Below are 24,511 nucleotides of genomic sequence, written 5' to 3' on the forward strand. Positions count from 1 at the left end.
CCCTGGCCATGCCCGATACCTTCGGCGACGTACGCACCACCGAGCACCGCGATGGCGACGACCTGCTGAGCGCGGGGCTGGGCCTGCGCGCGCTCGCAGGGGCGCCCGCACGCTTCGCGCAACCCGCGTTACCCACGCCTGCCGAGCTGCGCCGCCGCGCCATCCAGGCCAGCTGGCGTGGCATTGCCGACCTTGGCCCGCTTGGTGGGTTCGGCACCGTCTATGGCGCGGTGCCCGATGTGCCGGGCCGCGAATTCACGGCGTTCGCATGGCTGCCGGGTGCGCGTCACCCGCACCGCGTGCTTGCACAGGTTCCCGATGGGTTCGATCACGGGCAGCGTTGCCTTGTCGTCACGGCGTCATCCGGTTCGCGCGGTATCTACGGCCCGATCGCCCTGGCGGGTGCATGGGGCCTGCCGCGAGGGTGTGCCGTTGCCTACACCGACAAGGGCACCGGCGCAGGCTATTTCGACCCTGCTGATCGAAGCGGCGTCGCGCTCGACGGCACGCGTGCGAAGGCCGGTGACGCAACGCTGGAATTCGAACCGAAGGGCGTGGATGCCGACGCCGGCATCGCGGTGAAGCACGCACATTCCGGCGACAACCCGGAAGCGGACTGGGGCCAGCACGTGTTGCAGGCCGCGCGCTTTGGCCTCGCCATGCTGGACCGTGCCTTCCCCGACGAAGCCCCGTTCACGCCGGCAAACACGCGCATCATCGCCACCGGGCTTTCGAACGGTGGCGGCGCCGTGCTGCGCGCGGCGGGCGACGACACGGACGGCATCCTTTCCGCCGTCGTCGCGCTTGAGCCCAATATCCACGTGGAGGGCCACGGGCGCGCGTTCTACGACTACGCCACGGAAGCCGCGGTGTTGCTTCCCGCCGCGCTCGCCGCGCCTGAGTTCGATGGCGTGCCCTTCGCCCGTGTCGGCATCGCATCGCCGCCCGCCTGGGCGCTCCGCGGGGCCGCCTTGCGCGCGCACGGCAGGCTCACCGCGAACACGCCGCAGGGGCAGGCCGCCGAGGCGCTGGCGATGCTGCGCGATGCGGGCTGGCGCGACGACGCGCTGCGGGTGGCCGCGTCGTCCACGTCGCTGGACCTGTGGCGCGCCGTGGCGGTGGCTTACGCCTCCGCCTACCTGCGCCGCGAGGCCGGCCGCATGCCGTGCGGGTTCTCGTACCGTATCCAGCAGTCGGCGGGCATCCCGTCGCCCATCGATGCGGTACTCCGCGCCGCCTGGTGGGCGGATGGTTCCGGCGTGCCGCCCCACGCGGGCATCGCACTGGCCGGCGGCACCGATCTGTCGCTGGACCCCACCCTGCCGGGCAGCCTCTGCCTGCGCGAGTTGTGGACGGGGCAGGGCGTGGATGCCCATGCCCTGCGCCAGGGGGTGGCCGGCACGGCCGCCGCGTTACCCCGGGAGGGCCTGCCGGTCCTCGTCGTCCACGGGGCCGGGGACGGCCTGATCCCCACCGCCTTCAGCTCCGAGCCCTACGTGGCCTGGCTGCGCGCTTCCGGCCGCTCCCCAGTGTTCTGGAAGGTGCCCCACGCCCAGCACTTCGACGCCTTCCTGGCCTTCCCGGATTTCGGCGACCGCCACGCGCCCTTGCTGCCGTTCGGCTACGCGGCGCTGGACCGGGCCTGGGCGCATATCACCGCCGGGCGCCCCCTGCCGGAGGATGCGTTGGTCCGCGATACCCGGCCGCGCGGGCCCGGGGCGCTCACGGCCGAGGCCCTGGCCCTGCCCACGGGCTGAGCCTTTCATCACGCAGCGCCGCTTGAGTTATTGGGCGGCGGGCGCCATCTTCGGTAGCCTTTGCATCCCCCCCGGGGCCGGCACGCAAGGTGTTCGTCCCGTTTATCAACGAGTTACAGGAATTACGATGACCATCAACGTCACCATGAAGACCAACAAGGGCGATATCCACCTGCGCCTGCACGACGACAAGACCCCGATGACGGTCGCCAACTTCGTGAACCTGGCCAAGCGTGGTTATTACGACGGTCTGTCGTTCCACCGCGTCATCGCCGATTTCATGGTCCAGGGCGGCTGCCCCGAGGGCTCTGGCCGCGGTGGCCCGGGCTACCGTTTTGGCGATGAGTTCGACAGCAGCCTGAAGCACGACAAGCCGGGCGTCCTGTCCATGGCCAACGCCGGCCCGGGCACCAACGGCTCGCAGTTCTTCATCACCCACGGCCCCACCCCGTGGCTGGACGGCAAGCACAGCGTCTTCGGCGAGATCGTGGGCGCGGAAGACCAGGCCGTGGTCGACGCGATCCGCCAGGAAGACACTATCGAGAAGGTGGAAGTCAGCGGTGATGTCGACGCCCTGCTCGAGAAGCAGGCCGCCAACGTGGCCAAGTGGAACGAAGTGCTGGCTGCCCGCTAAGCGCGGCTGCGTCCCGCACGATGGAACGCCGCTCCCGGGGCGGCGTTTCTTTTCGTAGGAGCCCACCCCTGTGGGCGACAGTTCCTCGCGAAGGCTGTCGCCCACAGGGGTGGGCTCCTACGGCGTTCCGTTAGGCCTGGCGTGTTAGAATGGCGGCCTTTGTTCCGTCCCCACGACGAGGAAACGATGCCGCAGCTCGCCACGCGAATGGGTCGCGCCAAGCCCAGTGCGATCATGGTCATTGCCGAGAAGGCCAAGCGCCTGAAAGCCGAGGGGCGCGATATCGTCAGCTTCTCGATCGGCGTCCCCAATTTCCTCCCCGGCGAGCACGTCTACGCTGCCGCCCGCGAGGCGCTGGCGAAGGATTCCGGCCAGTACGGCAGCAACCGCGGCGCCGATGCCCTGGTCAACGCCTTCCTTGCCCACATCGAAGCCCTGGGCCTCACCGGCTACACGGCCGAAAACGTCAGCACGGGCGTGGGCGCCAAGCAGATCCTCTACAACCTGGCCGAGGCCCTGCTCGATGAAGGCGACGAGATCGCCTTCCCGGCCCCGTACTGGACCAGCTACCTCGATATCGCCGAGATCGTCGGCGCGAAGATCAACATCCTGCCGTGCCCGCCCGAGCAGCACTACAAGCTCACGCCGGCGCAGCTTGAAGACGCCCTGAAGCGCAAGCCGCGCGTCTTCCTGTTCAACAACCCCTCGAACCCCACGGGCATGGTCTACACGCGCGAGGAGATCGCCGCGCTGGCCGATGTCATCGTGAACTACCCGGATACCTGGGTCATCACCGACGACATCTACAACACCATGGTGTTCGACGGCGTGGGCTACCACAACTTCGTGCACGTGCGCCCGGAACTGAAGGATCGCGTCATCTTCGTCGATTCGCTGTCGAAGACCTACGGCATGCCGGGCTGGCGCGTCGGCTTCATCGCCGCGCCCGCCGTCGTGGCCAAGGCCGTCACGACGCTCAACTCGAACCACATCACCAGCCTGCCCGAAGTCGTCACGGCGGCCGCCGTCGCCGCGCTCGCCGGCCCGCAGGATGTGCCCGCGCAGAAGTGCGTGGAGTTCGCCGCCAAGCGCGATCGCGTCTACAACGCCCTGGTGTCCATCCCCGGCGTGGTCTGCCCGCGGCCGCAGGGCGCGTTCTATGCGTTCCCCGATATCTCGGTGGCCTTCGGCAAGCAGCACAACGGCGTCGCCATCACCGATGACGTCAGCTTCTGCGCCGTGCTGCTGGAAGCCAAGGGCGTGGCCTGCGTGCCGGGCTCGGCGTTCGGCGAGCCGCGCGCGCTGCGCATTTCCTATTCGTGCCCGGACGAAGCACTCGACAAGGGCATGGCCCGCATCGTCGAGTTCTTCGCCGAGCTGAAGTAATCGTCTGTCCCACGCGATATCCCTGAGGAGTCGAAAGATGAAAGCACCCGTACGCGTTGCCGTGACCGGCGCAGCCGGCCAGATCGGCTATGCCCTCCTGTTCCGTATCGCCGCCGGCGACATGCTGGGCCCTGACCAGCCGGTGATCCTGCACCTCCTCGAAATCACCCCGGCGCTGCCGGCCCTGCAGGGCGTGGTGATGGAGCTCAACGATTGCGCGTTCCCCACCCTCGCGGGCGTGGTCGCCACCGATGACGTCAACGTCGCCTTCAAGGACGTCGACTACGCCCTGCTCGTCGGCGCGCGCCCGCGCGGCCCGGGCATGGAACGCAAGGACCTGCTCGAAGCCAACGGCGCCATCTTCGGCCCGCAGGGCAAGGCCCTGAACGACCACGCCAAGCGCGATGTCCGCGTCCTGGTCGTCGGCAACCCGGCCAACACCAATGCGCTCATCGCGCAGCAGAACGCCCCGGACCTCGATCCGAAGTGCTTCACCGCCATGGTGCGCCTGGACCACAACCGCGCCCTGTCGCAGCTGGCCGAGAAGACCGGCACGCACAGCACCGACATCAAGAAGCTCACCATCTGGGGCAACCACAGCTCCACCCAGTACCCCGACCTGCACACCACCACGGTGAAGGGCAAGCCGGCGCTGGAGCAGGTCGACCAGGCCTGGTACGAGTCCGACTTCATCCCGACCGTGCAGCAGCGCGGCGCGGCCATCATCAAGGCCCGTGGTGCCTCGTCGGCCGCCTCGGCCGCCTCGGCCGCCATCGACCACATGCGTGACTGGACCCACGGCACCGCCGAGGGCGACTGGGTCTCCATGGGCATCCCGTCCGACGGCTCCTACGGCATCGAGCCGGGCGTCATCTTCGGCTACCCGGTCACGGTCAAGGGCGGCAAGTACGCCATCGTCCAGAGCCTGGACATCAATGCGTTCTCGCAGGCCCGCATCGACGCCACCAACAAGGAACTGCGCGAAGAGCGCGCCGGCGTCGAGCACCTGTTCGCGAAATAAGCGGTAACGCTGGAAAACTGTGGGAGCGTGCTTGCACGCGATGGGTCTTGCGGTAACCCCATCGCGCGCAAGCGCGCTCCCACAGTCGTTTTCGGGGCCGCAGGCAAGGCATGCAAGTATTTACGGGCCGCACACGCCCGTCTGGCCACCATCAGCCATGGCCAGCGACAACAAGCTCATCGTCTACGCGGCCCTGGCCGCCAACGTCGGCATCGCCGTGGCGAAGTTCATCGCCGCGTCGCTTACCGGCAGCGCCGCCATGGTGTCCGAGGGCGTGCATTCCCTTGTCGACAGCGTCAACGAAATCCTCCTGCTCTACGGGCTGCGCCGTTCACGCCTGCCGCCCGATAGCCAGCACCCGCTCGGCCATGGCCGCGAGCTTTACTTCTGGAGCTTCATCGTCGCGCTGCTCGTGCTGGCGCTGGGCGCCGGCTTTTCCCTCTACGAGGGCGTGAACCACATCCTCGCGCCGGAACCGTTGCGCGACCCCACGGCCAACTATATCGTGCTGGGCATCGCCGCGCTGTTCGAGGGCACGTCGTGGTACCTGTCGCTGAAGAGCGTGCAGCGCCGCAAGGGGCGCATGGGGTACTTTGAGGCGTTTCGTGGCACCAAGGATCCCACCACGTTCACCGTGCTGTTCGAAGACAGCGCCGCCTTGATGGGCCTCGCCATCGCGGGCATCGGCGTGTACCTGTCGCATGCTTTGAACGACCCGCGCCTCGACGGCTGGGCTTCGGTAGGCATCGCCGTGGTGCTGGCACTGGCGTCGGCGCTGCTGGCGCGCGAAAGCAAGGCGCTGTTGATCGGCGAGGCCGCCACGCCGCACTTGCTGGAGAAGGTATGCGCCATCACGGCGAAGGTGCCGGGCGTGCGCCGCGTCAACGGCGTGCTAACCGTGCAGCTGGGGCCCGACCAGGTGATGGTGGCGCTATCGACCGAGTTCGAGGACCACTTGACCACGCCGGCCATCGAGGACTGCGTGCGGCGCATGGAGGCCGCGGCGCGCGATGCGAAGCTGCCCATCGTGGCGCTGTTCGTGAAGCCACAGACGCCCGAGCAGTGGAAGGCGCGGCAGAAGGAGATCGACAACGGCGACTGGAACGCGTTGTAGGAGCCCACCCCGTGGGCGACAGCTTTTAGGCGATATCGCCAAGAGCATCGCCCACGGAGTGGGCTCCTACAAGAGAAAGAAAGCCCCGCATCAGCGGGGCTTTGTTGCTTACGAGTGCTCGCCTTCCTTAGGGGGGGTGCCGCGGCCTTCGATGTGGCCGCCGAAGCCCATGCGCATGGCCGAGAGCAGGCGCTCGGCGTAGGTGTGGTCCTGGCGCGAGCGGAAGCGGGCGAACAGGGCGGAGGTGAGCACCTCGGCCGGTACGGCTTCCTCGATGGCGGCGTTGACCGTCCAGCGGCCTTCGCCCGAGTCGTTGACGTAGCCCGAGTAGTTGTCGAGCTCCGGGCCCTTGGCCAGGGCGCTGGCGGTGAGGTCGAGCAGCCACGAGGAGACCACGCTGCCGCGGCGCCACACCTCGGCGATGTCGGCCATGTCGAGGTCGTAGCGCTCGTGTTCCGGCAGGAAATCGGCGTTGCGGTTCTTCAGGATATCGAAGCCCTCGGCGAACGACTGCATCATGCCGTACTCGATGCCGTTGTGGACCATCTTGACGAAGTGGCCCGCGCCGGCCGGGCCGGCGTGCATGTAGCCGTTCTCGACGCGCGGATCGCGGCCGTCGCGGCTTTCTGTCTTGGGGATGTCACCCGCGCCCGGGGCGAGGGTCTTGAAGATGGGGTCGAGGTAGTCGACCGTGGGCTTGTCGCCGCCGATCATCATGCAGTAGCCGCGATCGAGGCCCCACACGCCGCCCGAGGTGCCGACGTCCACGTAGTGGATGCCCTTGGCGGCGAGTTCCTTGCCGCGGCGGGCGTCGTCCTTGTAGAACGTATTGCCGCCGTCGATGATGATGTCGTCCTTGCCCACCAGGCCGGCCAGCTGCTGGACGGTGGCTTCGGTGATCTCGCCGGCGGGCAGCATCACCCAGACGGCCTTCGGGGAGGGCAGCGCCTTCACCATGGCTTCGACGGAATCGACGGCTTCGGCGCCGTCTTTCGCCAGGGCGGCGCGCGCATCCGCGCTGACGTCAAAGACGACCGTTTCGTGGCCATCCCTCATCAGGCGGCGGGCGATGTTGCCGCCCATGCGGCCCAGACCGATCAAACCGATTTTCATGCGTGGGGTCCTCGTGGGAGATATCGGGGGAAATATGCGGCTGCCCGTGCGGGATGCAAGGTATACCAACGGATAAGTGGCTTCAGGGCGGGGCCTCGAAGTCGATTTCCGGGCCCACGGGGACGATCCGCGTGGGGTCCAGCCACGGGTGGCTCATGTAATAGTGCTTTTTGATGTGCCCGAAGTCGACCGTTTCGCGAATGCCTGGCTGCTGGTAAAGCGCCCGCGTATACGCCCACAGGGCCGGGTAATCGACGATGCGGCGTACATTGCATTTGAAATGGCCGTGGTAGACCAGGTCGAAGCGGAGCAGGGTGGTGAACAGGCGCCAGTCGGCCTCGGTGAGCTCGTCGCCGCAGAGATAGCGGTGCCCGGCCAGGTGCAGCTCGAGCCAGTCCAGCGTGGCGAACAGGGGGCCAATGGCCTCCTCGTGGGCTTCCTGCGTGCTGGCGAAACCCGCCTTGTACACACCATTGTTGAGCGTGTCGTAGATGCGTTCGTTGAATCCGTCGATCTCGGTACGCAGGCCCGCGGGGTAATAATCGCCGCGCCGTGCGCCCACGCCGTCGAATGCGCTGTTGAACATGCGGATGATATCGGCCGATTCATTGCTCACGATGGCGCGGCGCGCCTTGTCCCACAGCACCGGCACCGAGGCCCGGCCCGAGACGGCCGGGTCAGCGAGCTGGTAAAGCTCGTGGAGGTATCGCACGCCGTTGATGTCGTCGGGCACCACGCCCCCGGCAGGCTCGAAGGTCCAGCCGTCCTCACCCATCAGCCAGTGGGTTACCGATAACCCGATCATGTCGTCCAGCCCCTTGATGGCGCGGAAGATCGTGGTGCGGTGCGCCCAGGGGCAAGCTCTTGCGATGTAGAGGTGGTAGCGGCCGGGCTCGGCCTTGAAGCCACCCTCGCCCGTGGGGCCGGGCGCGCCGTCAGGGGTGATCCAATGCCGGAAGCGGGTGGGCTCGCGTTCGAAGCGGCCGCCGCTCTTGCCGGTGTCGTAGCCCGTGTCGGTCCAGCGCCCGTCGACGAGGAGTCCCATCGGCCCTGCCTTGCATGGAGAAGCCCCGATGATGCCGCGCCGGGTGGCAAGATTTCGTCATCCGGCGCGCGGGCACCCCTGACTTCCGGCACGGTAGGGCGGCGGCGGGCAGGCGGGTAGTCTCGGTGGGTCAACCCACGAGCGCCTCCATGAACCGCACCTTCCGCCTCTCCCTGGCTGGCCTGGCCCTCGCCACCACGCTGGGCGCCACCGCTGGCACCTACGATCCGCGCGAGACCTATGCCCCCTTCACCTACCCGCAGCCCGTGAACGGCTACCGCTCCGGTAGCGGCATGCCCGGCCCGCTGTTCTGGCAGAACCGTGCCGACTACGACCTGGCCGCCACGCTCGACCCGGTAAAGAACACGCTGGTGGGCAAGGCCACCATCCACTACACCAACAACAGCCCCGACGCGCTCGACGTGCTTTGGCTGCAGCTGGACGAGAACCGCTTCACCGAGTCCGCCCGCGGCAACTTCACCGGCGACAGGATGCCGAAGCAGTTCACCGACGGCTACCGCATCGCCTCGGTGACGGTGAAGCAGGGCGGCACGGCCAGCAAGGCGCAGTTCGTGGTGGCCGATACGCGCATGCAGGTGCGCCTGCCCCAGCCGCTCGACGCGAAGGGCGGCAAGGTCGACGTGACCATCGAGTACTCGTACGACCTGCCGGGCGATTTCGGCGGCCGCACGGGCTTCGATCCCTCGAAGAACGGCAACATCTACGAGATGGCCCAGTGGTATCCGCGCATGTGCGTCTATGACGACCTGCGCGGCTGGGATACCGCGCCCTACCTCAACAGCGAGTTCTACCTCGAGTACGGCGATTTCAATTACGCGATCACCGTGCCGTCCAACATGATCGTGGCGGGTTCGGGCGAGCTGGTGAACCCCGGGGAGGTGCTGACCAAAGCGCAGCAGCAGCGCCTGGCCAAGGCGCGCGATAGCGATGCCACGGTGATGATCCGCACGCCGGCCGAGGTCACCGACCCGTCGAGCCGCCCGAAGCAGGGCGGCACGCTGACGTGGAAGTTCACGATGCACGATACGCGCGACGTGGCCTTCGGCGCCTCCACCGCGTACGTGTGGGATGCCGCGCGCATCAACCTGCCGGAGGGCAAGAAGGCGCTCGCCATGTCGGTGTACCCGGTGGAAAGCGCCACGCCGCAGCTGTGGGGCCGCTCCACCGAGTTCCTGAAGGCGTCCGTCGAGCACTTCTCCACGAAGTGGTATCCCTACCCATACCCCGTGGCCATCAACGAGGGCGGCAGCGCCGCCAGCGGCATGGAATACCCGGGCATCGTCTTCGACCCGATGAAGGCCCCGGCGAAACCGCTGCACATGGTCACCGCGCACGAGATCGGCCACACGTGGTTCCCGATGATCGTGGGCAGCGACGAGCGCCGCAACGCGTGGATGGACGAAGGTTTCAACACCTTCATCGACGTGTACGAGATGGACGCGTTCAACCACGGCGAGTTCGGGCCCAAGCGCGATGGCGAGTACGCGCCCAAAGGCGGTAACCCCGTCGATGGCATCCTGCCGCTGCTGGCCGACCAGGACGCGCCCGCCTTGCTGATGGGCGCCGACATGGTGAAGGAGAAGTACCGCCACCCCGCCACCTACTACAAGGCGGCGCTGGGCCTGGTGCTGCTGCGCGAGGAGATCATCGGGCCGGAGCGCTTCGACCCCGCCTTCCGCAAGTACATCGCCACGTGGGCGTACAAGCACCCCACGCCGTCGGATTTCTTCCGCCTGATGGAAAGCGAAGCGGGTGAGGACCTCGGCTGGTTCTGGCGTGGCTGGTACGCCAACAACTGGCAGCTCGACCTCGCCGTGGCAAAGGTGGCCGGTTCGGTCGTGACGATCGAGAACCGTGACCAGCTGGTGATGCCGGCGACGCTGCGGGTCACCTTCGACGACAAGACCACCCGCGATATCCGCATCCCGGTGGAAACCTGGCAGCAGCACAAGAGCTTCGACCTCACCGTGCCGGGTAACCGCAAGATCGTGGGGGCCGTGATCGACCCCGACCACAAGGTGCCCGACCGCGACCGTTCCAATAACGGCTGGCCTCGCTGATACTGCGCGGCATGCCCCAGCGTGCCGCCCTTGCCAACCTCTTTGCCGTCGTCGTGGCCGCGCTGGCGTGGCCAGCGTTGATGCTGCAGTACTGGCTCATCCTGTGGTCCGGCCCGGTGCTGGAAGCCACGGTGCGCTTCTTCAGCTTCTTCACCATCCTGTCGAACCTGCTGGTGGCGATGGTGGCCGGCGCCGCCGCCACCGGCGGCAACTGGCGCGTGCTGCGCGCCTTGCGTGGCGCGCGATGGCGTGGGCTGGCGGCGCTGGCCATCACGGTCACCTGCCTGGTCTATGCCACGGTGTTGCAGGGCCAGTGGCACCCGCAGGGGCTACAGCTCGTGGCCGACCGCCTGCTGCATTACATCGTGCCCGTGCTCTACGTGGCCTGGTGGGCGGCGTTGCTGCCGCACCGCCAGCTCGCCTGGGGCGACGCGCTGCGCTGGCTCGCGTTCCCCGGGCTGTTCGCCGCGTGGACCTTCCTGCGCGGCGCCGCGGTGCATGAGTACCCGTATCCGTTCATGGATGTCACCCAACTGGGCTACGCCACGGTGCTGGTGAACACCGCCATCGTCGGCGCGCTGTTCCTGGGGCTGGGCCTCCTCTACGTGGCCCTGGACCGCAAGCTCCCGTAGGAGCCCACCCTGTGGGCGACGCCTTTCGTACCGCTGCTGCAGGGCTTATGTGTTTTCGCGAGGAGATGTCGCCCACGAGGTGGGCTCCTACCTTGGCGGCATGCGTTGGACATGGGGTGGGTTTACAATGCGCCCCATGATTTTCCGCTGGTTCGAATCCCTTATCGATATCTTCCGCGACGCGCCCGATACGGCGCCGCCGAAGAGCGTGGTGCGCTTCTACGCCTACTACCTGCGCCAGGTGTGGAAAATCTTCGCCGTGGCGCTCGCGGTGGGCCTGGCCGTGGCGTTCATCGAGGTGGCGCTGTTCGATTTCCTTGGCCGCGTGGTCGACATGGCACAGAAGACGCCCGCCGCGGTGTTCTTCCAGACCCACTGGCAAACCCTTTCATGGATGGCCTTCGTCGTGGTGGTGCTGAGGCCCGTGGCCATCGGCCTGCACGACCTGCTGGTGAACCAGACGCTCAACCCCGGCATGACCAACATGGTGCGCTGGCAGCACCACCGTTACGTGCTGAAGCAGAGCCTGGCGTTCTTCCAGAACGATTTCGCCGGCCGCGTGGCCAACCGCATCATGCAGACCTCGCCCTCGCTGCGCGAGTCGGCGGTGCAGGTGGTCGACGCCATGTGGTACGTCTCGGTGTACGCGGCCACGTCCATCTACCTCTTCGCCAAGGCCGATGTCTGGCTGGCGTTGCCGCTGGTGCTGTGGATCGCTGGCTACATCGGCATGCTGGCGTTCTTCGTGCCGCGCGTGAAGGACCGCTCGTGGCATGCCTCCGAGGCGCGCTCCAAGCTCATGGGCCGCATCGTCGACGGCTACAGCAACATCATGACGCTGAAGCTGTTCGCGCATACCAACCGCGAGGAGGCCTACGCGAAGGAAGCCATGCGCGAGCAGACCGACAAGGTGCGCGCGCAGAACCGCATGATCACCACGATGGATTTCTCCATCACCTCGATCAACGGCCTGCTCATCGCCGGCACCAGCGCGCTGGCGCTGTGGCTGTGGGTGCGTGGCACGGTGTCGACGGGCCAGGTGGCGTTGGCGGTTGGCCTCGTCATCCGCATCAACAACATGTCCGGCTGGATCATGTGGGTGGTGAACGGCATCTTCGACAACGTCGGCACTGTGCAGGATGGCATCACCACCATCTCGCAGGAGCGCACCGTGGTCGACCGCCCCGATGCCGTGCCGCTGCGCGTGGCGCATGGCGAGGTGCGTTTCGACGACATCCACTTCCACTACGGCAAGGCCGGCGGCGTCATCAGCGGGCTCGACCTCATCGTGCGCCCGGGCGAGAAGATCGGTCTCGTCGGCCCGTCGGGTGCGGGCAAGTCCACGCTGGTGAACGTGCTGCTGCGCCTGTACGACCTCGAGGATGGCCATATCTTCATCGATGGGCAGGACATCGCCCGGGTGAACCAGGAGTCGCTGCGCTCGCAGATCGGCGTGGTAACCCAGGATACCTCGCTGCTGCACCGGTCCATCCGCGACAACCTGCTCTATGGCCGGCCCGATGCCAGCGATGCCGAGATGGCCGAGGCGGCACGCAAGGCGCGCGCCGATGAATTCATCCCGCTGCTATCGGATGGCGAAGGCCGCACCGGCTACGACGCCCATGCCGGCGAGCGTGGCGTCAAGCTGTCCGGTGGCCAGCGCCAGCGCATCGCCATCGCGCGCGTGCTGCTGAAGGACGCGCCCATCCTCGTGCTCGACGAGGCCACCTCGGCCCTCGATTCCGAGGCCGAGGCCGCCATCCAGGAAAGCCTCGAGACGCTGATGCAGGGCAAGACGGTCATCGCCATCGCGCATCGCCTTTCCACCATCGCGCGCATGGACCGCCTCGTGGTGATGGAGAAGGGCGCGATCGTGGAAACGGGTACCCATGCGGAGCTCATTGCGCGTGGTGGTCTTTACGCGCGTCTCTGGGCCCACCAGACCGGCGGCTTCGTCGGCGTCGATTAGTAGGAGCGCACTTGTGCGCGACAGCTTTCGCCTCGACGCAGCAGGGCCTGTAGCTCTTCGCTAGAAGCTATCGCCCACGGGTGTGGGCTCCTACGAGGGTTTTGCTGCCGCTTCGCGCTCCAGCCAGCTGATGAAGGCGTGGGCCGCCGCCGTCGGCGAGCGGTTGGCCGCGTGCACCACGTAGTACGCATAGCGCGTGGGCAGCGCGGGGCCGGGCAGGCGCACGAGGCGGCCGTCGGCGAGGTGAGCGGCAGCGAGGCGCGAGCGCGCGAGCACGGCCCCCAGGCCTGTCGCCGCGGCGTTCAGGCCATCGGCCGAATCGCTGAGCGTATGCATGGTGCCCGTGCGCGGGTAGCGCACGCCCGCCGCCTTGAACCATTCGCGCCAGCCTTCGGGGGCGATGTCGGCAAGCAGGGGCAGGGTGGCCACGTCGGCTGGCTCGCGCACCTTCGCGGCCAGCGCTGGCGGCGCCAGTGGCTGCAGCGAGTCGTCCATGAGGAAGCGCGAGGTGAGGCCGGTCCACGCGCCCAGGCCATAGCGGATGCCAAGGTCGGGGCCGCCTTCGTCGAAGCGCACGAGGGTACGGTCGGTGTCGATGGACAAGCGGATATGGGGGTGGGCCCCGACGAAGCGGTGCAGCCGCGGCACCAGCCACGTGCCCGCCAGCGAGGGCAGCACGCTGATGCGTACGCCGTTGTCGCGGCGGTGCTGGCGCAGGCTGTCGAGCACCGACTCCACCTCGCCCAGCGCCGAGCCGGCGGCATCTGCCAGCAAACGGCCCTCGGGTGTCAGGGCCACGCCACGCGCGTGCCGTTGGAAAAGGCTGACCCCGAGCGCAAGCTCGAGCTTCCGCACGTGGTGGCTCACCGCGCTGGCGGTGAGGTGCAGTTCCTCCGCGGCATGCGCGAAGTTCTGGTGCCGGGCCGCGGAAGCGAAGGCGGCGAGGGCAGGTAGCAGGGCGGAGCGCATGGCGAGAGTTGAATCGTTTGATAGGCTGGCGTGCAAAGAATGCGCTTGTCCGGCCCCATGTTCCAGCGACAATGGTCGCCTAGCCACAAGTGAGGTTCGCATGTCAGCCGCCGCCCAGACCCCCCTCGACCCCATCGCCCCCGTGGCCGCGCGCGACTGGCGCACTGGCGCCGAGCTGGTGGCCCTGGGTGCCATCTGGGGCGGCTCGTTCCTGTTCATGCGCGTGGCGGCAAAGGATTTCGGCCCGTTCCCCATGGTGGCCACGCGCCTCGCTTTTGGCTCGGCCATCCTCTTGCCGCTACTGTGGCGGGCGCGCGCCACCATCCGCGTGGCGCACCTGTGGAAGATGCTGCTGCTCGGTGGCCTCAGCGCCGCCATCCCGTTCACCCTGTTCGCGTGGGGCGCCGAGCGCGCTCCCGCCGGCATCGGCGCCATCGCCAACAGCATGACGGTGCTCTTCGCGGCCCTGGTGGCCTTCGTTGGCTTCGGCGAGAAGATCGGCACCCGCAAGGCCATCGCGCTGGTGGCCGGTTTCATCGGCGTGGTCATCCTCGCCAGCGGCAAGACGGCGGGCGACAACGTCGGCATGGCCGCGCTGGCGGGTGCCGCCGCGTCGTTCTGCTACGGCCTGGCGGGCAACCTCATCAAGCGGTTCCTCTCGGATATCGCGCCCACCGCCGTGGCGGCGGGCTGCCTGTTGGGCGCCACGATCCTCACCGCGCCGCTGGCCTGGCTCACCTGGCCGGATGCCCCCATCCCGGCGAAGTCATGGGCCTGCGTCGTGGCGCTGGGCGTGCTCTCCACCGGGCTTGCGTACGCGTTCTACTTCCGCCTTATCCAGAAGATCGGCGCGCCGCGCGCGGCCACGTCCACCTACCTGGTGCCGCTGTTCGGCGTGGCATGGGCGTGGATGTTCCTGGGTGAAGCGCTCACGCCCACCATGGCCCTCGCGGGCGCCATCATCCTGGGCAGCGTTATCTTCAGCCAGAAAAGCAAGGCCTAAGCGGTCCCTTCCGCCGGCGGCCCCGGCGCGGCATAGTCTGGAACACCGTTTTTCCAGCAGGGGTTACCCAATGCCGCGTCTCCACCACCTCCTCGCCTTCGGGGTCACGTCGTTCGCCTTCGCGCTGGCCGCGCAGGCCCAGGACACCGCCATGGCGCCGGCCGCCGCGGCCAGCACGGCCGCGCGCCCCGCGGCACTGGCCGATTTCGATGCCTACGTCGACGCCACCCGCAAGCAGTTCGACGTTCCCGGCATCGCCGTGGCCATCGTCAAGGACGGCAAGGTCGTGCTGGAGATGGGCTCGGGCGTGCGCAAGCTGGGCGACCCGGCCAAGGTCGATGCGCACACGCGCTTCGCCATCGCATCGAACACCAAGGCGTTCACCGCCGCCTCGCTGGCCATCCTCGCCGACGAGAACAAGCTCGACATGAACGACCGCGTCGTGGATCGGCTGCCGTGGTTCCAGATGTCGGACCCGTACGTGACCCGCGAGATGCGCGTGCGCGACCTGCTTGCCCACCGCAGCGGCCTCAGCCTGGGCGCGGGCGACCTGCTGTACTGGCCGGCCACCTCATACACCACGAAGGAGGTGGTGGAACGCCTGCGCTACGTGCCGCTCACCAACAGCTTCCGCGCCGAGTACGCGTACGACAACATCCTGTTCGCGGTGGCAGGGCTCGTGATCGAGCAGGTCTCGGGCAAGCCGTGGGCGGACTTCGTCCGCGAGCGCATCTTCCAGCCGCTGGGCATGGGTGAATCGATCACCAGCGCGCCCGACCACATCAACCCCGGTGACGACACGGCCATTGGCCATGCCAAGTTCGATTTCAAGGACCTGAAGCCGGTCGAGCCCATGTCGTGGAACAACAACCCGTCGGCCGGCGGCATTTATTCCAGCGTGCACGATCTGTCCAAGTGGATGAACATGCAGCTCGCGGGCGGTGTGTATACCGACGCGGCCGGCAAGCAGCAGCGCCTGTTCTCGGCCGCGCGTCAGAAGGAGATGTGGTCGCTGATCACCCCCATCCGCATCAACGAGCCCAGCGTGCCGGAGCTGAAGGCCGCCACGCCAAATTTCTCCGGCTACGGCGAGGGCTGGTTCGTCTCTGATTACCGCGGCCACAAGCTTGTGTGGCATACCGGCGGCTGGCCGGGCATGGTCTCGCGCCTCACGATGGTGCCCGACCTGCACCTGGGCGTGGTGGTGCTCACCAACCAGGAGAGCGGCGCGGCGTTCCAGGCCGTGACCATGCGCGCGCTCGACGCCTTCATGGATGCGCCGAAGACCGACTGGATCGCCGCGTACGCCGCGCAGGTGAAGAAGGCCGAAGGCAATGCCGACGACAGCATGAAGAAGCACGAGGCCGCGCGCATGAAGGGTGCGAAGCCCTCGTTGCCGCTCGACGGCTACGTGGGCACGTACCGCGACCCCTGGTATGGCGACGTCAAGGTGGCGAAGCAGGGCGGCAAGCTGGTCATGAGCTTTACGAAGACCGCGCAGCTCACCGGCACCCTCGACCCCTGGCAGCACGATACGTTCATCGCCCACTGGAACGACCGCTCGCTCAACGGCGACGCGTTCGTCAACTTCGAGCTCGATCCCGACGGCAAGGTGCGCGAGGTGCGCATGGAGCCGGTATCGCCGCTGACCGACTTCAGCTTCGACTTCCAGGACCTGCGGCTTACCCCCGCAAAGTAAGCCGCCCTATGTAGGAGCCCACTCCGTGGGCGACATCTTTTCGCGACAACTCAGCAGGATCTGTTGCTCTTTCGCTAGAAGCTGTCGCCCACAAGTGGGCTCCTACACATGCAGGAGTCAACTTTCCGGGTCGGTCGATGCCTTCGGTGCGCCCGCCCCGGTGGGCCCGGCGATGTCCTGCATGCTGCCGCCCGTGCGCAACACGAGGTCCTGCGGCCGCAGCAGCGGGATATCCGCGCCGCGCAGGCGCGCGATGATGTCGAACAGCAGGTCGCTCTTCACACCCCCGACATCGCGCGGGCTGCCGACGTAGCACGTGATCGAAAAGGTCATCGCGGCGCGGTCGATGCTGTCGAGCGTGACCGACGGCGCGGGTGCCTCGGATACACCCTGGTGCCCTTGCATCGCTTCGAGCACGTGGTCGCGCACGGCGACCGGGTCGGAATCCAGTGGCATCGGCAACTTGATCAACACGCGGCCCTGCGGGTTGGCCATCGTCATGTTGCGGACAGGCTTGGTGATGAACGACGAGTTCGGCACGATGATGGTGGAGCGGTCGGCCACCTGGATTTCGGTGGCGCGCACGTTGATGCGGCGGATATCGCCTTCCGCATCGTCGAGCACCACCCAGTCACCGACCTTCACCGGGCGCTCGGCGAGCAGGATGAGGCCGGAGATGAAGTTCTGCACGATGGCTTGCAGGCCAAAACCGATGCCGACGGAGAGGGCGGATGCCACCCACGCGATGTTCTGCAGCGAAAGGCCCAGCGAGAGCAGGGCGATCGACACGACGATGACGATACCCACGTAGCCCAGCAGCGTGGTGAGCGACGTGCGCATCCCCGGGTCGAGGCTGGTGCGCGGCAGGTACTGGTCGGCCATCCAGCTCTTGACCACGCGCACCGCGAGCAGGCCGACGAAGAAGACGCCGATGCCAACGAGGATTTGGGTGGGCGCGAGCGGCACGCCTGCGATCTTTACCTGCTGGATCTTGCTGGCCAGGTCGAGGATATCGGACGTGCCGGCGCCGAAGCCCGAGATCACCGCGGTGACACCGAACAGGAACAGCGCGAGGCGCGACACGCCCGAGAGCAGCACGCCAGCCTGGTCCAGCAGCTTGGGGTGCGTGCCGAAGATGGCCTGCGCCCGTGCACTCATCGGGCCTTTCTCCGAAAGCAGCGTTTCGAAGAGGTCGTCGACCAGGCGCATCGCCAGGTAGATGGCGGCGATGACGATCAGCGTCCACACCACCTGGCCCGCCATCCACGAGGCGAACGCGATGAAGCCGGCGAGCAGGCCGACCCAGGACGCGACGATGGCGACCCACGCGGCGGCGATGAACAGGCTCGCCCAGATGGGCCGTGGCGGCTCGGTGCTGCCTTCCTCCACCGCCTTGTGCGTGCGGCTGAGGCGGATCAGCGCGAGCGCCGTCAGGATGGTAAGCACGACCGCCTGCAGGCTGCTCGTCAGCACTTCGGCCGCGAGGCTGGTGCCCACGATGCGGTTGAGCACGCGCAGGAAATAGAACACCACCACCGCGAGCGAGAAAAGCATCGGGAAGCGGCGCAGGCTCAGCGCCGTCTCATCCGAGATCGGCGGCAGGCGCCATGACGGCCGCTTGGCGGAGATCAGCGCGCGGCCCAACCCGGCGATGAACGCGCCGAAGAAGACGAGGCGGACGATGGCCTTGGCGACCTCGTTGGTTTCGTCGCTGAACGTGTCGCGCCAGTTGAGCCCGATATAGAGCAGCTGCGTGCCCAGCCCGGTCGTGAGGGCGGAGGTCAGCGTGATGCCGACGATGAGCGCCGAACGGCGCAGGCGGCCGGGTGGCATGCGGTTGGCCGTCAGGCTGCGCACGCGCGACTCGATCCAGAACCGCACGGCGGTCATGAGCAGCAGGCCGAGCAGGACACAGCTGACGAGCGCGGTGCGATTTCCGTTCGTCCAGCTATCGGCGATATCCGCGCGTGCCTGGGTGGCGAAATCGCGCATGTTGGCCGAATCGCGCGGGAAGGCCTTGGCGGGTTCAGACCAGAAGGGGCGCGACAACGGGGAATACGTCTGGCGCGAAATGCGGTCCTGGAAGCGGGTGCGGCGCAGGTCGGACAGGGCGTTCGCCGTCTGCAGGGCTTCGAGGCCCATGGCATCGGCCTGCTTGATCTGGCCGTCGATTGCATCGAAGGCTTTCTGGGCGTCGCGACGGGCCTGGACGACTTCCGGCGGCTCCTTGTTGCCACCCGTGGGCGGCGGGCCCAACTGGTCGAGGCGGGCCTTGGCGGCATCGCGCGTGCCCTGCATGGAGCCCGACACCTTGCCGGCCTTGCCGCTGATGTCGTTGGCCTGGGTACGCAGGTCGTCGATCTGGCCATCGGTGATGTCGTTGGCCTTCATGGCCTTTTCGACGCCGTCGAGCTGGCCGCGCAGGTCGTCCAGCTGCTGGGCAGGCGTGGCCGGGGCATCCCCGTCCTGGGCGAAAACGGGGCCCATGCCGGCGAGGAGCAGGGCGATGAAGAGGATTCTCAAGGTGCGCATAGGGGGATGATAGGCCGGAACCGACAAGCTCAAAGGCCTAAAGCATGCGGTACCCTCGGTGAACGCCACATGCGGCGGGTTCCATGCGGCATTGCAGCTTTGCCGCCCGGGTATCCGCCGTTATCCTGCCGCCCCCTTGATCCCGCCGGGAAACCAAGCCATGCGCAAGAAGCTGGTCGCTGGAAACTGGAAGATGCATGGCTCGCCGGCCATGGCCGACAAGCTCGTCCGCGACATCGTCGAAAACCTGCCCGATGGCACCGACGTGCTGGTGTGCCCGCCGGATGTCTTCCTGGCCGGCCTGGCCGACCGCTATGGCGACCGCGGCCTCGCCTTCGGCGCGCAGGATCTCTCCGAGCACCACGTGCAGGGCGCCTACACCGGCGAGGTTTCCGGGGCCATGCTGCGCGATGTCGGCGCCACGTGGGTGCTGGTCGGCCACTCCGAGCGCCGCCAGTACCAGCAGGAATCCGACGCGTTGCTGGCCAGGAAATTCAAGGCGGCGCGCGAATCAGGCCTGACGCCCATCCTCTGCGTGGGCGAGACGAAGGACGAGCACGAGGCAGGCCAGGCCGAGGCCGTCATCGCGCGCCAGTTGGCGGCCGTGCTCGACCACAACGGCATCGAGGCCTTCCGCGAGGCGGTCATCGCGTATGAGCCGGTCTGGGCCATTGGCACGGGCCTCACGGCCACGCCGGAGAAGGCGCAAAAAATTCATGCGTTCATCCGTAGCCAACTGGCAAAAAAGGATGCTACTATCTCGCTCCTGACCCGGGTGCTTTACGGTGGAAGCGTCAAGCCGGCCAATGCGGCCGAACTTTTCGCCCAGCCGGACGTGGACGGGGGACTGATTGGCGGCGCCGCCTTGGTGGCTTCCGATTTTTTGGATATATGCGCCGCGGCGCGTCGATAATTCGCGACACGGCAAAAACAAGAAGACATGTTTATTCTCTTCAGCGTTTTTTATATCCTGATCGCCGCGGCGATGATCGTGCTGATTCTCATGCAGCGCGGCGCCGGTGCGGAGGCAGGTTCGGGCTTCGGCGGCGGCGCTTCCGCCACCGTGTTCGGTGCTCGCGGCTCGTCGAGCTTCATGACGCGTGCGACGGCGGTGCTGGCCACGCTGTTCTTCCTGTTGAGCCTCGGCATGGGTATCTACCTGGGCCGTACGGGTAATCCCCAGCCAACAGCAGATCTCGGCGTCATGTCGGGTGCGGCCGCGCCGGTCGCACCGGCGAACAACGCGGCGGTTCCGGCCACCGACGTGCCCAAGGCTCCGGCCAACAGTGATGTCCCGGCGGCTACGGCCCCGGCGGCCAACAATGAAGTTCCGGCCCCGCAGCAGGCAGCCAATCCGGCGTCCGCTTCGACGGCAAAGAAGTAAAAGTAATACCTCGTTTCAAAGTTATGCCCAGGTGGCGGAATTGGTAGACGCACTACCTTGAGGTGGTAGCGGCTTAGGTCGTGGGGGTTCGAGTCCCCCCTTGGGCACCAACATGGATCCGGACAACCTCAACCGGATCGCAAAGAGACCCGCGCAAGCGGGTTTTTTTGTGCGCGCGAGGTATTCGCCTACACAAGGTGCGGCCCGCGCTGACATACATCCTTCTTTCGTTTGCCTACCCTGTGCGTCCACATCGTAACCAGGGAGTAGCACGTGGCGAACATTCGCAGGGAAGAACTCAACGCGCGCATCGAGGCGATGGACGCGCGCATGGATGCACGTTTTGAAAGCATCGATACCCGCTTCGAAAACATGGATGCCCGTATCGATGCTCGTTTCGAAAGCATGGATGCCCGCATCGATGATCGTTTCAAAAGCATGGATGCCCGCATCGACGCCCGGTTCGAAGCTACCGATGCCCGCATTGATACCGTCCGAGTCGAGCTGGGCGCCGCCATCATCACCGCCAAGTCCGCGCTTCGCGACGACATCCACAAGCTCCGGGCCTGGGTGCTCTCCGGTGTTGTCGCCACGCTGGGTTCGGTCCTGGGGCTCATTGGCATGAATCTCTCGCGCGAGGTCCGGCTCCAGCCGGCCCCGGTCGCCGCCCGCGTTGCCGTCGCGCCGCCGGCGCTGCCCACGGCACCCTCTGTTCCCGCGGCATCCACGCTTCCCTCCGGCTCGCAAGCCAGCCGCCAGCAGGGCGCCGCAACGTCCGGGGGCGGCGCCACGCTGGCGGCTGGCAGGTAACCCGCGTCTGAAGGGATCCGCAACAATTTTCGGCTGGAGGCTCAAGATTCCAGCAAAACTACCGAAATTGGTGATGTAGACGCGGCGTGAAGGCCGCGGCCCGCGGTTTTCCTTCCCAGGATGGTTCGATGCTCGTCAGCAGCTACAGCAGCGTCCTTGTCATGTTCTCGTTCGTGGTGGCCATCCTGGCCTCGTACACGGCGCTGAACATGGCTGGCCGCGTGGCGGCTACCCGGGGGCGGGCATCCGTCCTGTGGCTGGTGGGCGGCTCGTTCGCCATGGGGCTGGGCATCTGGGCCATGCATTTCGTGGGCATGCTCGCCTTCAGCCTGCCGATCACGCTGGGCTACGACATCGACCTGACCGTCCTTTCGCTGTTCATCGCCGTGGGCTCGTCGGCCTTCGCCCTGTGGCTGGTCTGCCAGAACGAATTGCCCTGGCGCCGGCTGGCGGTGGGCGCGATCCTCATGGGCGCGGGTATCGCGGCCATGCACTACACCGGCATGGCCGCGATGCGGATGATGCCGGGCGTCCAGTACGATCCGCTGCTCTTCAGCCTGTCGGTGCTGTTCGCCATCGCGGCATCAGGTGCGGCACTGTGGATCGCCTTCCGCCTGCGCCGCGACCAGGGACGCGTATGGGTTTGGCGCTTTGGCGCGTCGCTGGTCATGGGGTGCGCCATCGTCGGCATGCATTACACCGGCATGGCCGCCGCCAGTTTCCCCGAGGGCAGTTGGTGTGGCGCCGCGGTGGCCGGCGGCATCGACGTCAAATACCTTGCCGTTTTCGTCATCGTCGTCACCCTGTCGGTGTTCGCCATCGCCCTGGCCACGGCCATGCTCGATGCCCGCGCCAACCTGCTGGCCACGTCGCTCGACCGGGCCAACAGCGAACTCCTGCAGCTGGCGATGCACGATAACCTCACCCGGCTGCCCAACCGCGTGCTTCTCGAGGATCGCCTCGACCAGTCCATCCATAACGCCTCGCGCAGCGGCCGCCGTTTCGCGGTGCTGTTCCTCGATCTCGATGGCTTCAAGGCCGTCAACGATGTCTACGGCCACCACGTGGGCGACGAGCTGCTGCGCGACGTGTCGCGTCGCATCCTTGCCTGCAAGCGCGACGAAGAAACCGTGGCGCGCCTGGGCGGCGATGAGTTCGTGGTGCTGGTGGATATCAAGGGCCCCGAGGATGCCGCCGTGCTGGCGGAGGAACTGGTCGATCTGCTCAGCGAGCCGTACCAGATCAGCGGCATCACGGCGCATGTCTCGGCCAGCGTGGGCATCGCACTGTACCCGGAAAACGGCCGTACGCGGCACGACCTCATGATCAACGCCGACGCTGCCATGTACCACGCGAAGGAGCAGGGCCGCCGCGGCTTCCGCTTCTTCGAGATGGCCATGAACGCCAACGTGCACCAGCAGCTGAAGCTGCAGCAGGATCTGCGCCGCGCCATCGAGTGCCAGGAGTTCACGCTTCACTACCAGCCCAAGCTGGTGTCGCCGGACGGCCCGGTCACGGGCGTGGAAGCACTGTTGCGCTGGAACAAGCCCGGCGAGGGCCTGGTGCCGCCCGACCAGTTCCTGCCTGTCGCCGAGCGCACCGGGCTTATCGTGCCCATCGGCAACTGGGTCATCGACGAGGCCTGTCGCCAGATGGGTGCGTGGCGCGATGCCGGCCGTGGCGACTGGACCGTCGCGGTCAACGTCTCCACCGCGCAGCTCAACCACGCGGGGATGGTCGATACGCTGCGCGGGGCGCTGGAGCGCCACGGCATCGAAGCACGGCACCTCACGCTCGAGGTCACCGAATCCACCGCCATGCGTGATGCCGAGGCCAGCCTTGCCATCCTGAACCAGGTGGCCGCGCTTGGCGTCGGCATTTCCATCGACGACTTCGGTACCGGCTACTCCAGCCTGCTGTACCTGAAGCAGCTGCCCGCGGATGAACTCAAGATCGACCGCGGGTTCGTCACCGAGCTGGCCTGCGGCAACGACGATGAAGCGATCGTCGCCGCCATCATCGCGCTGGGCAAGACACTCGGGCTGAAGATCGTTGCCGAAGGCGTCGAAACGGTGGAGCAGCAGGAGCTGCTCACGCGCCTGGGCTGCAATGCCTTGCAGGGTTACCTGCTCGGCGTCCCCGTGCCCGCCGCCGAGCTCGAGCGAACGCTACGCACCAGCGCGGCCTGAGCCATCAGGCCAGCCGCGTGCCGTTGGGCACGGTGCGCTCGGTGGTGGCGATCACCACGCCCTCGTCGGTGTGGAAGCCCGTCAACAGGAACTGCGACCGCAGGGGCCCGATCTGCTTCTCGGGGAAGTTGACCACCCCGATGACCTGCCTGCCCACAAGCTCTTCGGCGGTGTAAACGCCCGTGACCTGCGCGCTCGTCTTTCGCTCGCCGTACTCGCCAAAATCCACCCAGATCCGGTAGGCAGGGCGCCTGGCTTCGGGGAAGGCTTCGGCGCGCGTCACGGTGCCGGCCAGCATCACCACCTTGGTGAAATCGTTCCAGTCGATCAGTTCAGTCATCAGCGCGGGACATCAATACGCGTTGCCAGTTGCGCGGCACGAGGCCTTCGGGGCCGGGCACGGGCTGGTTATCGGGGTGGCAGGGCGCGCCTGCCAGCGTGGGGCCGTCGAACACATCGCCCGTGCGGTAGTCGTAGAACCAATCCTCGCCGGGCTCGAAACTCTGGATGACCGGGTGGCCGCTATCGTGCGCATGCTTGCTGGCGTGGCGGTTGAGCGAATCATCGCAGCAGCCCACGTGCCCACATTGCGCGCAGCGGCGCAGGTGGAACCACCAGCTGCCGCTGGCCAGGCATTCCACGCAGCCGGTGCCACTGGGCGGGGCGTGGGTATCGATGCCGGTCACGTCGTGGCTCATCGGGGCGTCCTCACAGGCGTCTTCCCCGATCCTACCCGAGACCGCGCGCGTTATGCTTCGCCGTCGCCACGTACCGAAGGAACGCCATGACCCTGCTTGCCACCCTCCTCACCGCCCTCGTGATCCTCATCCACGTCTACATCGTGGTGCTCGAGATGGTCCTGTGGCGCTCGCGCGGGCCCAGGGTGTTCGGCATCACGCGGGAGTTCGCGCAGCAGAGCGCTGCGCTGGCGTCGAACCAGGGCCTGTATAACGGTTTCCTCGTCCTAGCCCTGGTGCTTGGCCTCGCCCTGCGCGAGCCGTACGCCACGGCGTTCGTCTTCTACGGCCTGGGGTGCGTCGTGGTCGCGGGGTTGTGGGGTGGCTTCACCGCCAGCCGCCGCATCCTGTACGTGCAGGCGCTGCCGGCCGCGCTTGCCTTGGCGGCGCAGTGGTTGGCGCGTTAAGGTCCACGGGTTCTTCGAGGCGCCGCGCA

At 67.1% G+C, this 24,511-nt stretch carries 21 protein-coding genes and 1 tRNA gene; 16 read left to right on the forward strand and 6 right to left on the reverse strand.

Annotation, left to right across the window (positions count from 1 at the left end):
• Nucleotides 1-8 precede the first annotated feature (8 nt).
• The 5 genes from VI08_RS11475 to VI08_RS11495 all read left to right on the forward strand — a co-directional run bounded on the left by VI08_RS11475 (nt 9) and on the right by VI08_RS11495 (nt 5,912).
• Nucleotides 9-1,757: a 3-hydroxybutyrate oligomer hydrolase family protein gene (locus VI08_RS11475; protein ID WP_045829730.1), complete on the forward strand. Its 1,749-nt coding sequence runs from the start codon at nt 9-11 to the stop codon at nt 1,755-1,757.
• A 127-nt stretch (nt 1,758-1,884) separates the two neighbouring features.
• Nucleotides 1,885-2,391 (forward strand): peptidylprolyl isomerase, encoded by a 507-nt coding sequence (locus VI08_RS11480; RefSeq protein ID WP_045829731.1) that lies wholly within the window; start codon nt 1,885-1,887, stop codon nt 2,389-2,391.
• A gap of 186 nt (nt 2,392-2,577) precedes the next feature.
• Nucleotides 2,578-3,777 carry an aminotransferase class I/II-fold pyridoxal phosphate-dependent enzyme gene (locus tag VI08_RS11485; protein ID WP_045829732.1) on the forward strand — a complete coding sequence of 400 codons (1,200 nt, stop codon included), beginning with the start codon at nt 2,578-2,580 and terminating at the stop codon, nt 3,775-3,777.
• 37 nt (nt 3,778-3,814) lie between these two features.
• Nucleotides 3,815-4,798 carry a malate dehydrogenase gene (locus VI08_RS11490; RefSeq protein WP_045829733.1) on the forward strand — a complete coding sequence of 328 codons (984 nt, stop codon included), beginning with the start codon at nt 3,815-3,817 and terminating at the stop codon, nt 4,796-4,798.
• Nucleotides 4,799-4,955: 157 nt separating this feature from the next.
• Nucleotides 4,956-5,912: a cation diffusion facilitator family transporter gene (locus tag VI08_RS11495; protein WP_232309534.1), complete on the forward strand. Its 957-nt coding sequence runs from the start codon at nt 4,956-4,958 to the stop codon at nt 5,910-5,912.
• 108 nt (nt 5,913-6,020) lie between these two features.
• Here the strand turns inward: VI08_RS11495 and gnd are convergent, their stop codons facing one another.
• Both gnd and VI08_RS11505 read right to left on the reverse strand, forming a co-directional pair.
• Nucleotides 6,021-7,025, reverse strand: coding sequence for a phosphogluconate dehydrogenase (NAD(+)-dependent, decarboxylating) (gnd, locus tag VI08_RS11500; protein WP_045829734.1), 1,005 nt, complete (start codon nt 7,023-7,025; stop codon nt 6,021-6,023).
• Nucleotides 7,026-7,107: 82 nt separating this feature from the next.
• Entirely contained in the window at nt 7,108-8,070 is a 963-nt protein-coding gene (locus tag VI08_RS11505; RefSeq protein WP_045829735.1) for a glutathione S-transferase family protein, read from the reverse strand.
• Between the two features lie 149 nt (nt 8,071-8,219).
• Here VI08_RS11505 and VI08_RS11510 point away from each other — a divergent pair, with 149 nt between their 5' ends.
• From VI08_RS11510 to VI08_RS11520, 3 genes are all read left to right on the forward strand, one after another.
• Nucleotides 8,220-10,151, forward strand: a complete 1,932-nt coding sequence (locus VI08_RS11510) for a M1 family metallopeptidase (RefSeq protein ID WP_045829736.1) — start codon at nt 8,220-8,222, stop codon at nt 10,149-10,151.
• An 11-nt stretch (nt 10,152-10,162) separates the two neighbouring features.
• Nucleotides 10,163-10,783 carry a Pr6Pr family membrane protein gene (locus tag VI08_RS11515; RefSeq protein ID WP_045829737.1) on the forward strand — a complete coding sequence of 207 codons (621 nt, stop codon included), beginning with the start codon at nt 10,163-10,165 and terminating at the stop codon, nt 10,781-10,783.
• A 136-nt stretch (nt 10,784-10,919) separates the two neighbouring features.
• Nucleotides 10,920-12,752 (forward strand): ABC transporter ATP-binding protein, encoded by a 1,833-nt coding sequence (locus VI08_RS11520; protein ID WP_045829738.1) that lies wholly within the window; start codon nt 10,920-10,922, stop codon nt 12,750-12,752.
• Nucleotides 12,753-12,842: 90 nt separating this feature from the next.
• Here the strand turns inward: VI08_RS11520 and VI08_RS11525 are convergent, their stop codons facing one another.
• On the reverse strand, nt 12,843-13,721 hold the full coding sequence (locus VI08_RS11525) for a LysR substrate-binding domain-containing protein (protein ID WP_045829739.1): 879 nt from the start codon (nt 13,719-13,721) through the stop codon (nt 12,843-12,845).
• A gap of 100 nt (nt 13,722-13,821) precedes the next feature.
• Between VI08_RS11525 and VI08_RS11530 the strand changes: the two genes are divergently transcribed.
• On the forward strand, nt 13,822-14,724 hold the full coding sequence (locus VI08_RS11530) for a DMT family transporter (RefSeq protein WP_045829740.1): 903 nt from the start codon (nt 13,822-13,824) through the stop codon (nt 14,722-14,724).
• Nucleotides 14,725-14,794: 70 nt separating this feature from the next.
• The gene (locus tag VI08_RS11535) at nt 14,795-16,423 is read left to right on the forward strand and encodes a serine hydrolase (protein ID WP_084621463.1); all 1,629 of its coding nucleotides are present in this window, start codon (nt 14,795-14,797) and stop codon (nt 16,421-16,423) included.
• A 117-nt stretch (nt 16,424-16,540) separates the two neighbouring features.
• Here VI08_RS11535 and VI08_RS11540 read toward each other — a convergent pair whose 3' ends face one another.
• Entirely contained in the window at nt 16,541-18,955 is a 2,415-nt protein-coding gene (locus VI08_RS11540) for a DUF3772 domain-containing protein (protein WP_052697846.1), read from the reverse strand.
• 160 nt (nt 18,956-19,115) lie between these two features.
• Here VI08_RS11540 and tpiA point away from each other — a divergent pair, with 160 nt between their 5' ends.
• From tpiA to VI08_RS11565, 5 genes are all read left to right on the forward strand, one after another.
• Nucleotides 19,116-19,868: a triose-phosphate isomerase gene (tpiA, locus tag VI08_RS11545; protein ID WP_045829741.1), complete on the forward strand. Its 753-nt coding sequence runs from the start codon at nt 19,116-19,118 to the stop codon at nt 19,866-19,868.
• Nucleotides 19,869-19,895: 27 nt separating this feature from the next.
• Complete coding sequence (gene secG, locus VI08_RS11550) at nt 19,896-20,339, forward strand: preprotein translocase subunit SecG (protein ID WP_045829742.1); 444 nt, start codon at nt 19,896-19,898, stop codon at nt 20,337-20,339.
• Between the two features lie 25 nt (nt 20,340-20,364).
• Nucleotides 20,365-20,449: transfer RNA gene (locus VI08_RS11555), tRNA-Leu, on the forward strand.
• Between the two features lie 163 nt (nt 20,450-20,612).
• Nucleotides 20,613-21,149 carry a hypothetical protein gene (locus VI08_RS20865; RefSeq protein WP_052697847.1) on the forward strand — a complete coding sequence of 179 codons (537 nt, stop codon included), beginning with the start codon at nt 20,613-20,615 and terminating at the stop codon, nt 21,147-21,149.
• A gap of 128 nt (nt 21,150-21,277) precedes the next feature.
• Nucleotides 21,278-23,338: a putative bifunctional diguanylate cyclase/phosphodiesterase gene (locus VI08_RS11565; protein ID WP_045829743.1), complete on the forward strand. Its 2,061-nt coding sequence runs from the start codon at nt 21,278-21,280 to the stop codon at nt 23,336-23,338.
• Between the two features lie 4 nt (nt 23,339-23,342).
• On the opposite strand, the gene VI08_RS11570 is transcribed toward VI08_RS11565, so the two are convergent.
• Together VI08_RS11570 and VI08_RS11575 are read right to left on the reverse strand one after the other, a co-directional pair.
• Nucleotides 23,343-23,678 (reverse strand): tRNA-binding protein, encoded by a 336-nt coding sequence (locus VI08_RS11570; protein WP_045829744.1) that lies wholly within the window; start codon nt 23,676-23,678, stop codon nt 23,343-23,345.
• The gene (locus VI08_RS11575; protein WP_045829745.1) at nt 23,671-24,036 is read right to left on the reverse strand and encodes a UBP-type zinc finger domain-containing protein; all 366 of its coding nucleotides are present in this window, start codon (nt 24,034-24,036) and stop codon (nt 23,671-23,673) included. Before VI08_RS11575 ends, VI08_RS11570 begins: the two co-directional genes overlap by 8 nt.
• A gap of 86 nt (nt 24,037-24,122) precedes the next feature.
• Here VI08_RS11575 and VI08_RS11580 point away from each other — a divergent pair, with 86 nt between their 5' ends.
• Nucleotides 24,123-24,482 (forward strand): DUF1304 domain-containing protein, encoded by a 360-nt coding sequence (locus tag VI08_RS11580; RefSeq protein ID WP_045829746.1) that lies wholly within the window; start codon nt 24,123-24,125, stop codon nt 24,480-24,482.
• The last annotated feature ends 29 nt before the right edge of the window (nt 24,483-24,511 follow it).

This window comes from Luteibacter yeojuensis, assembly GCF_000964085.1.
GTDB lineage: Bacteria > Pseudomonadota > Gammaproteobacteria > Xanthomonadales > Rhodanobacteraceae > Luteibacter > Luteibacter yeojuensis_A.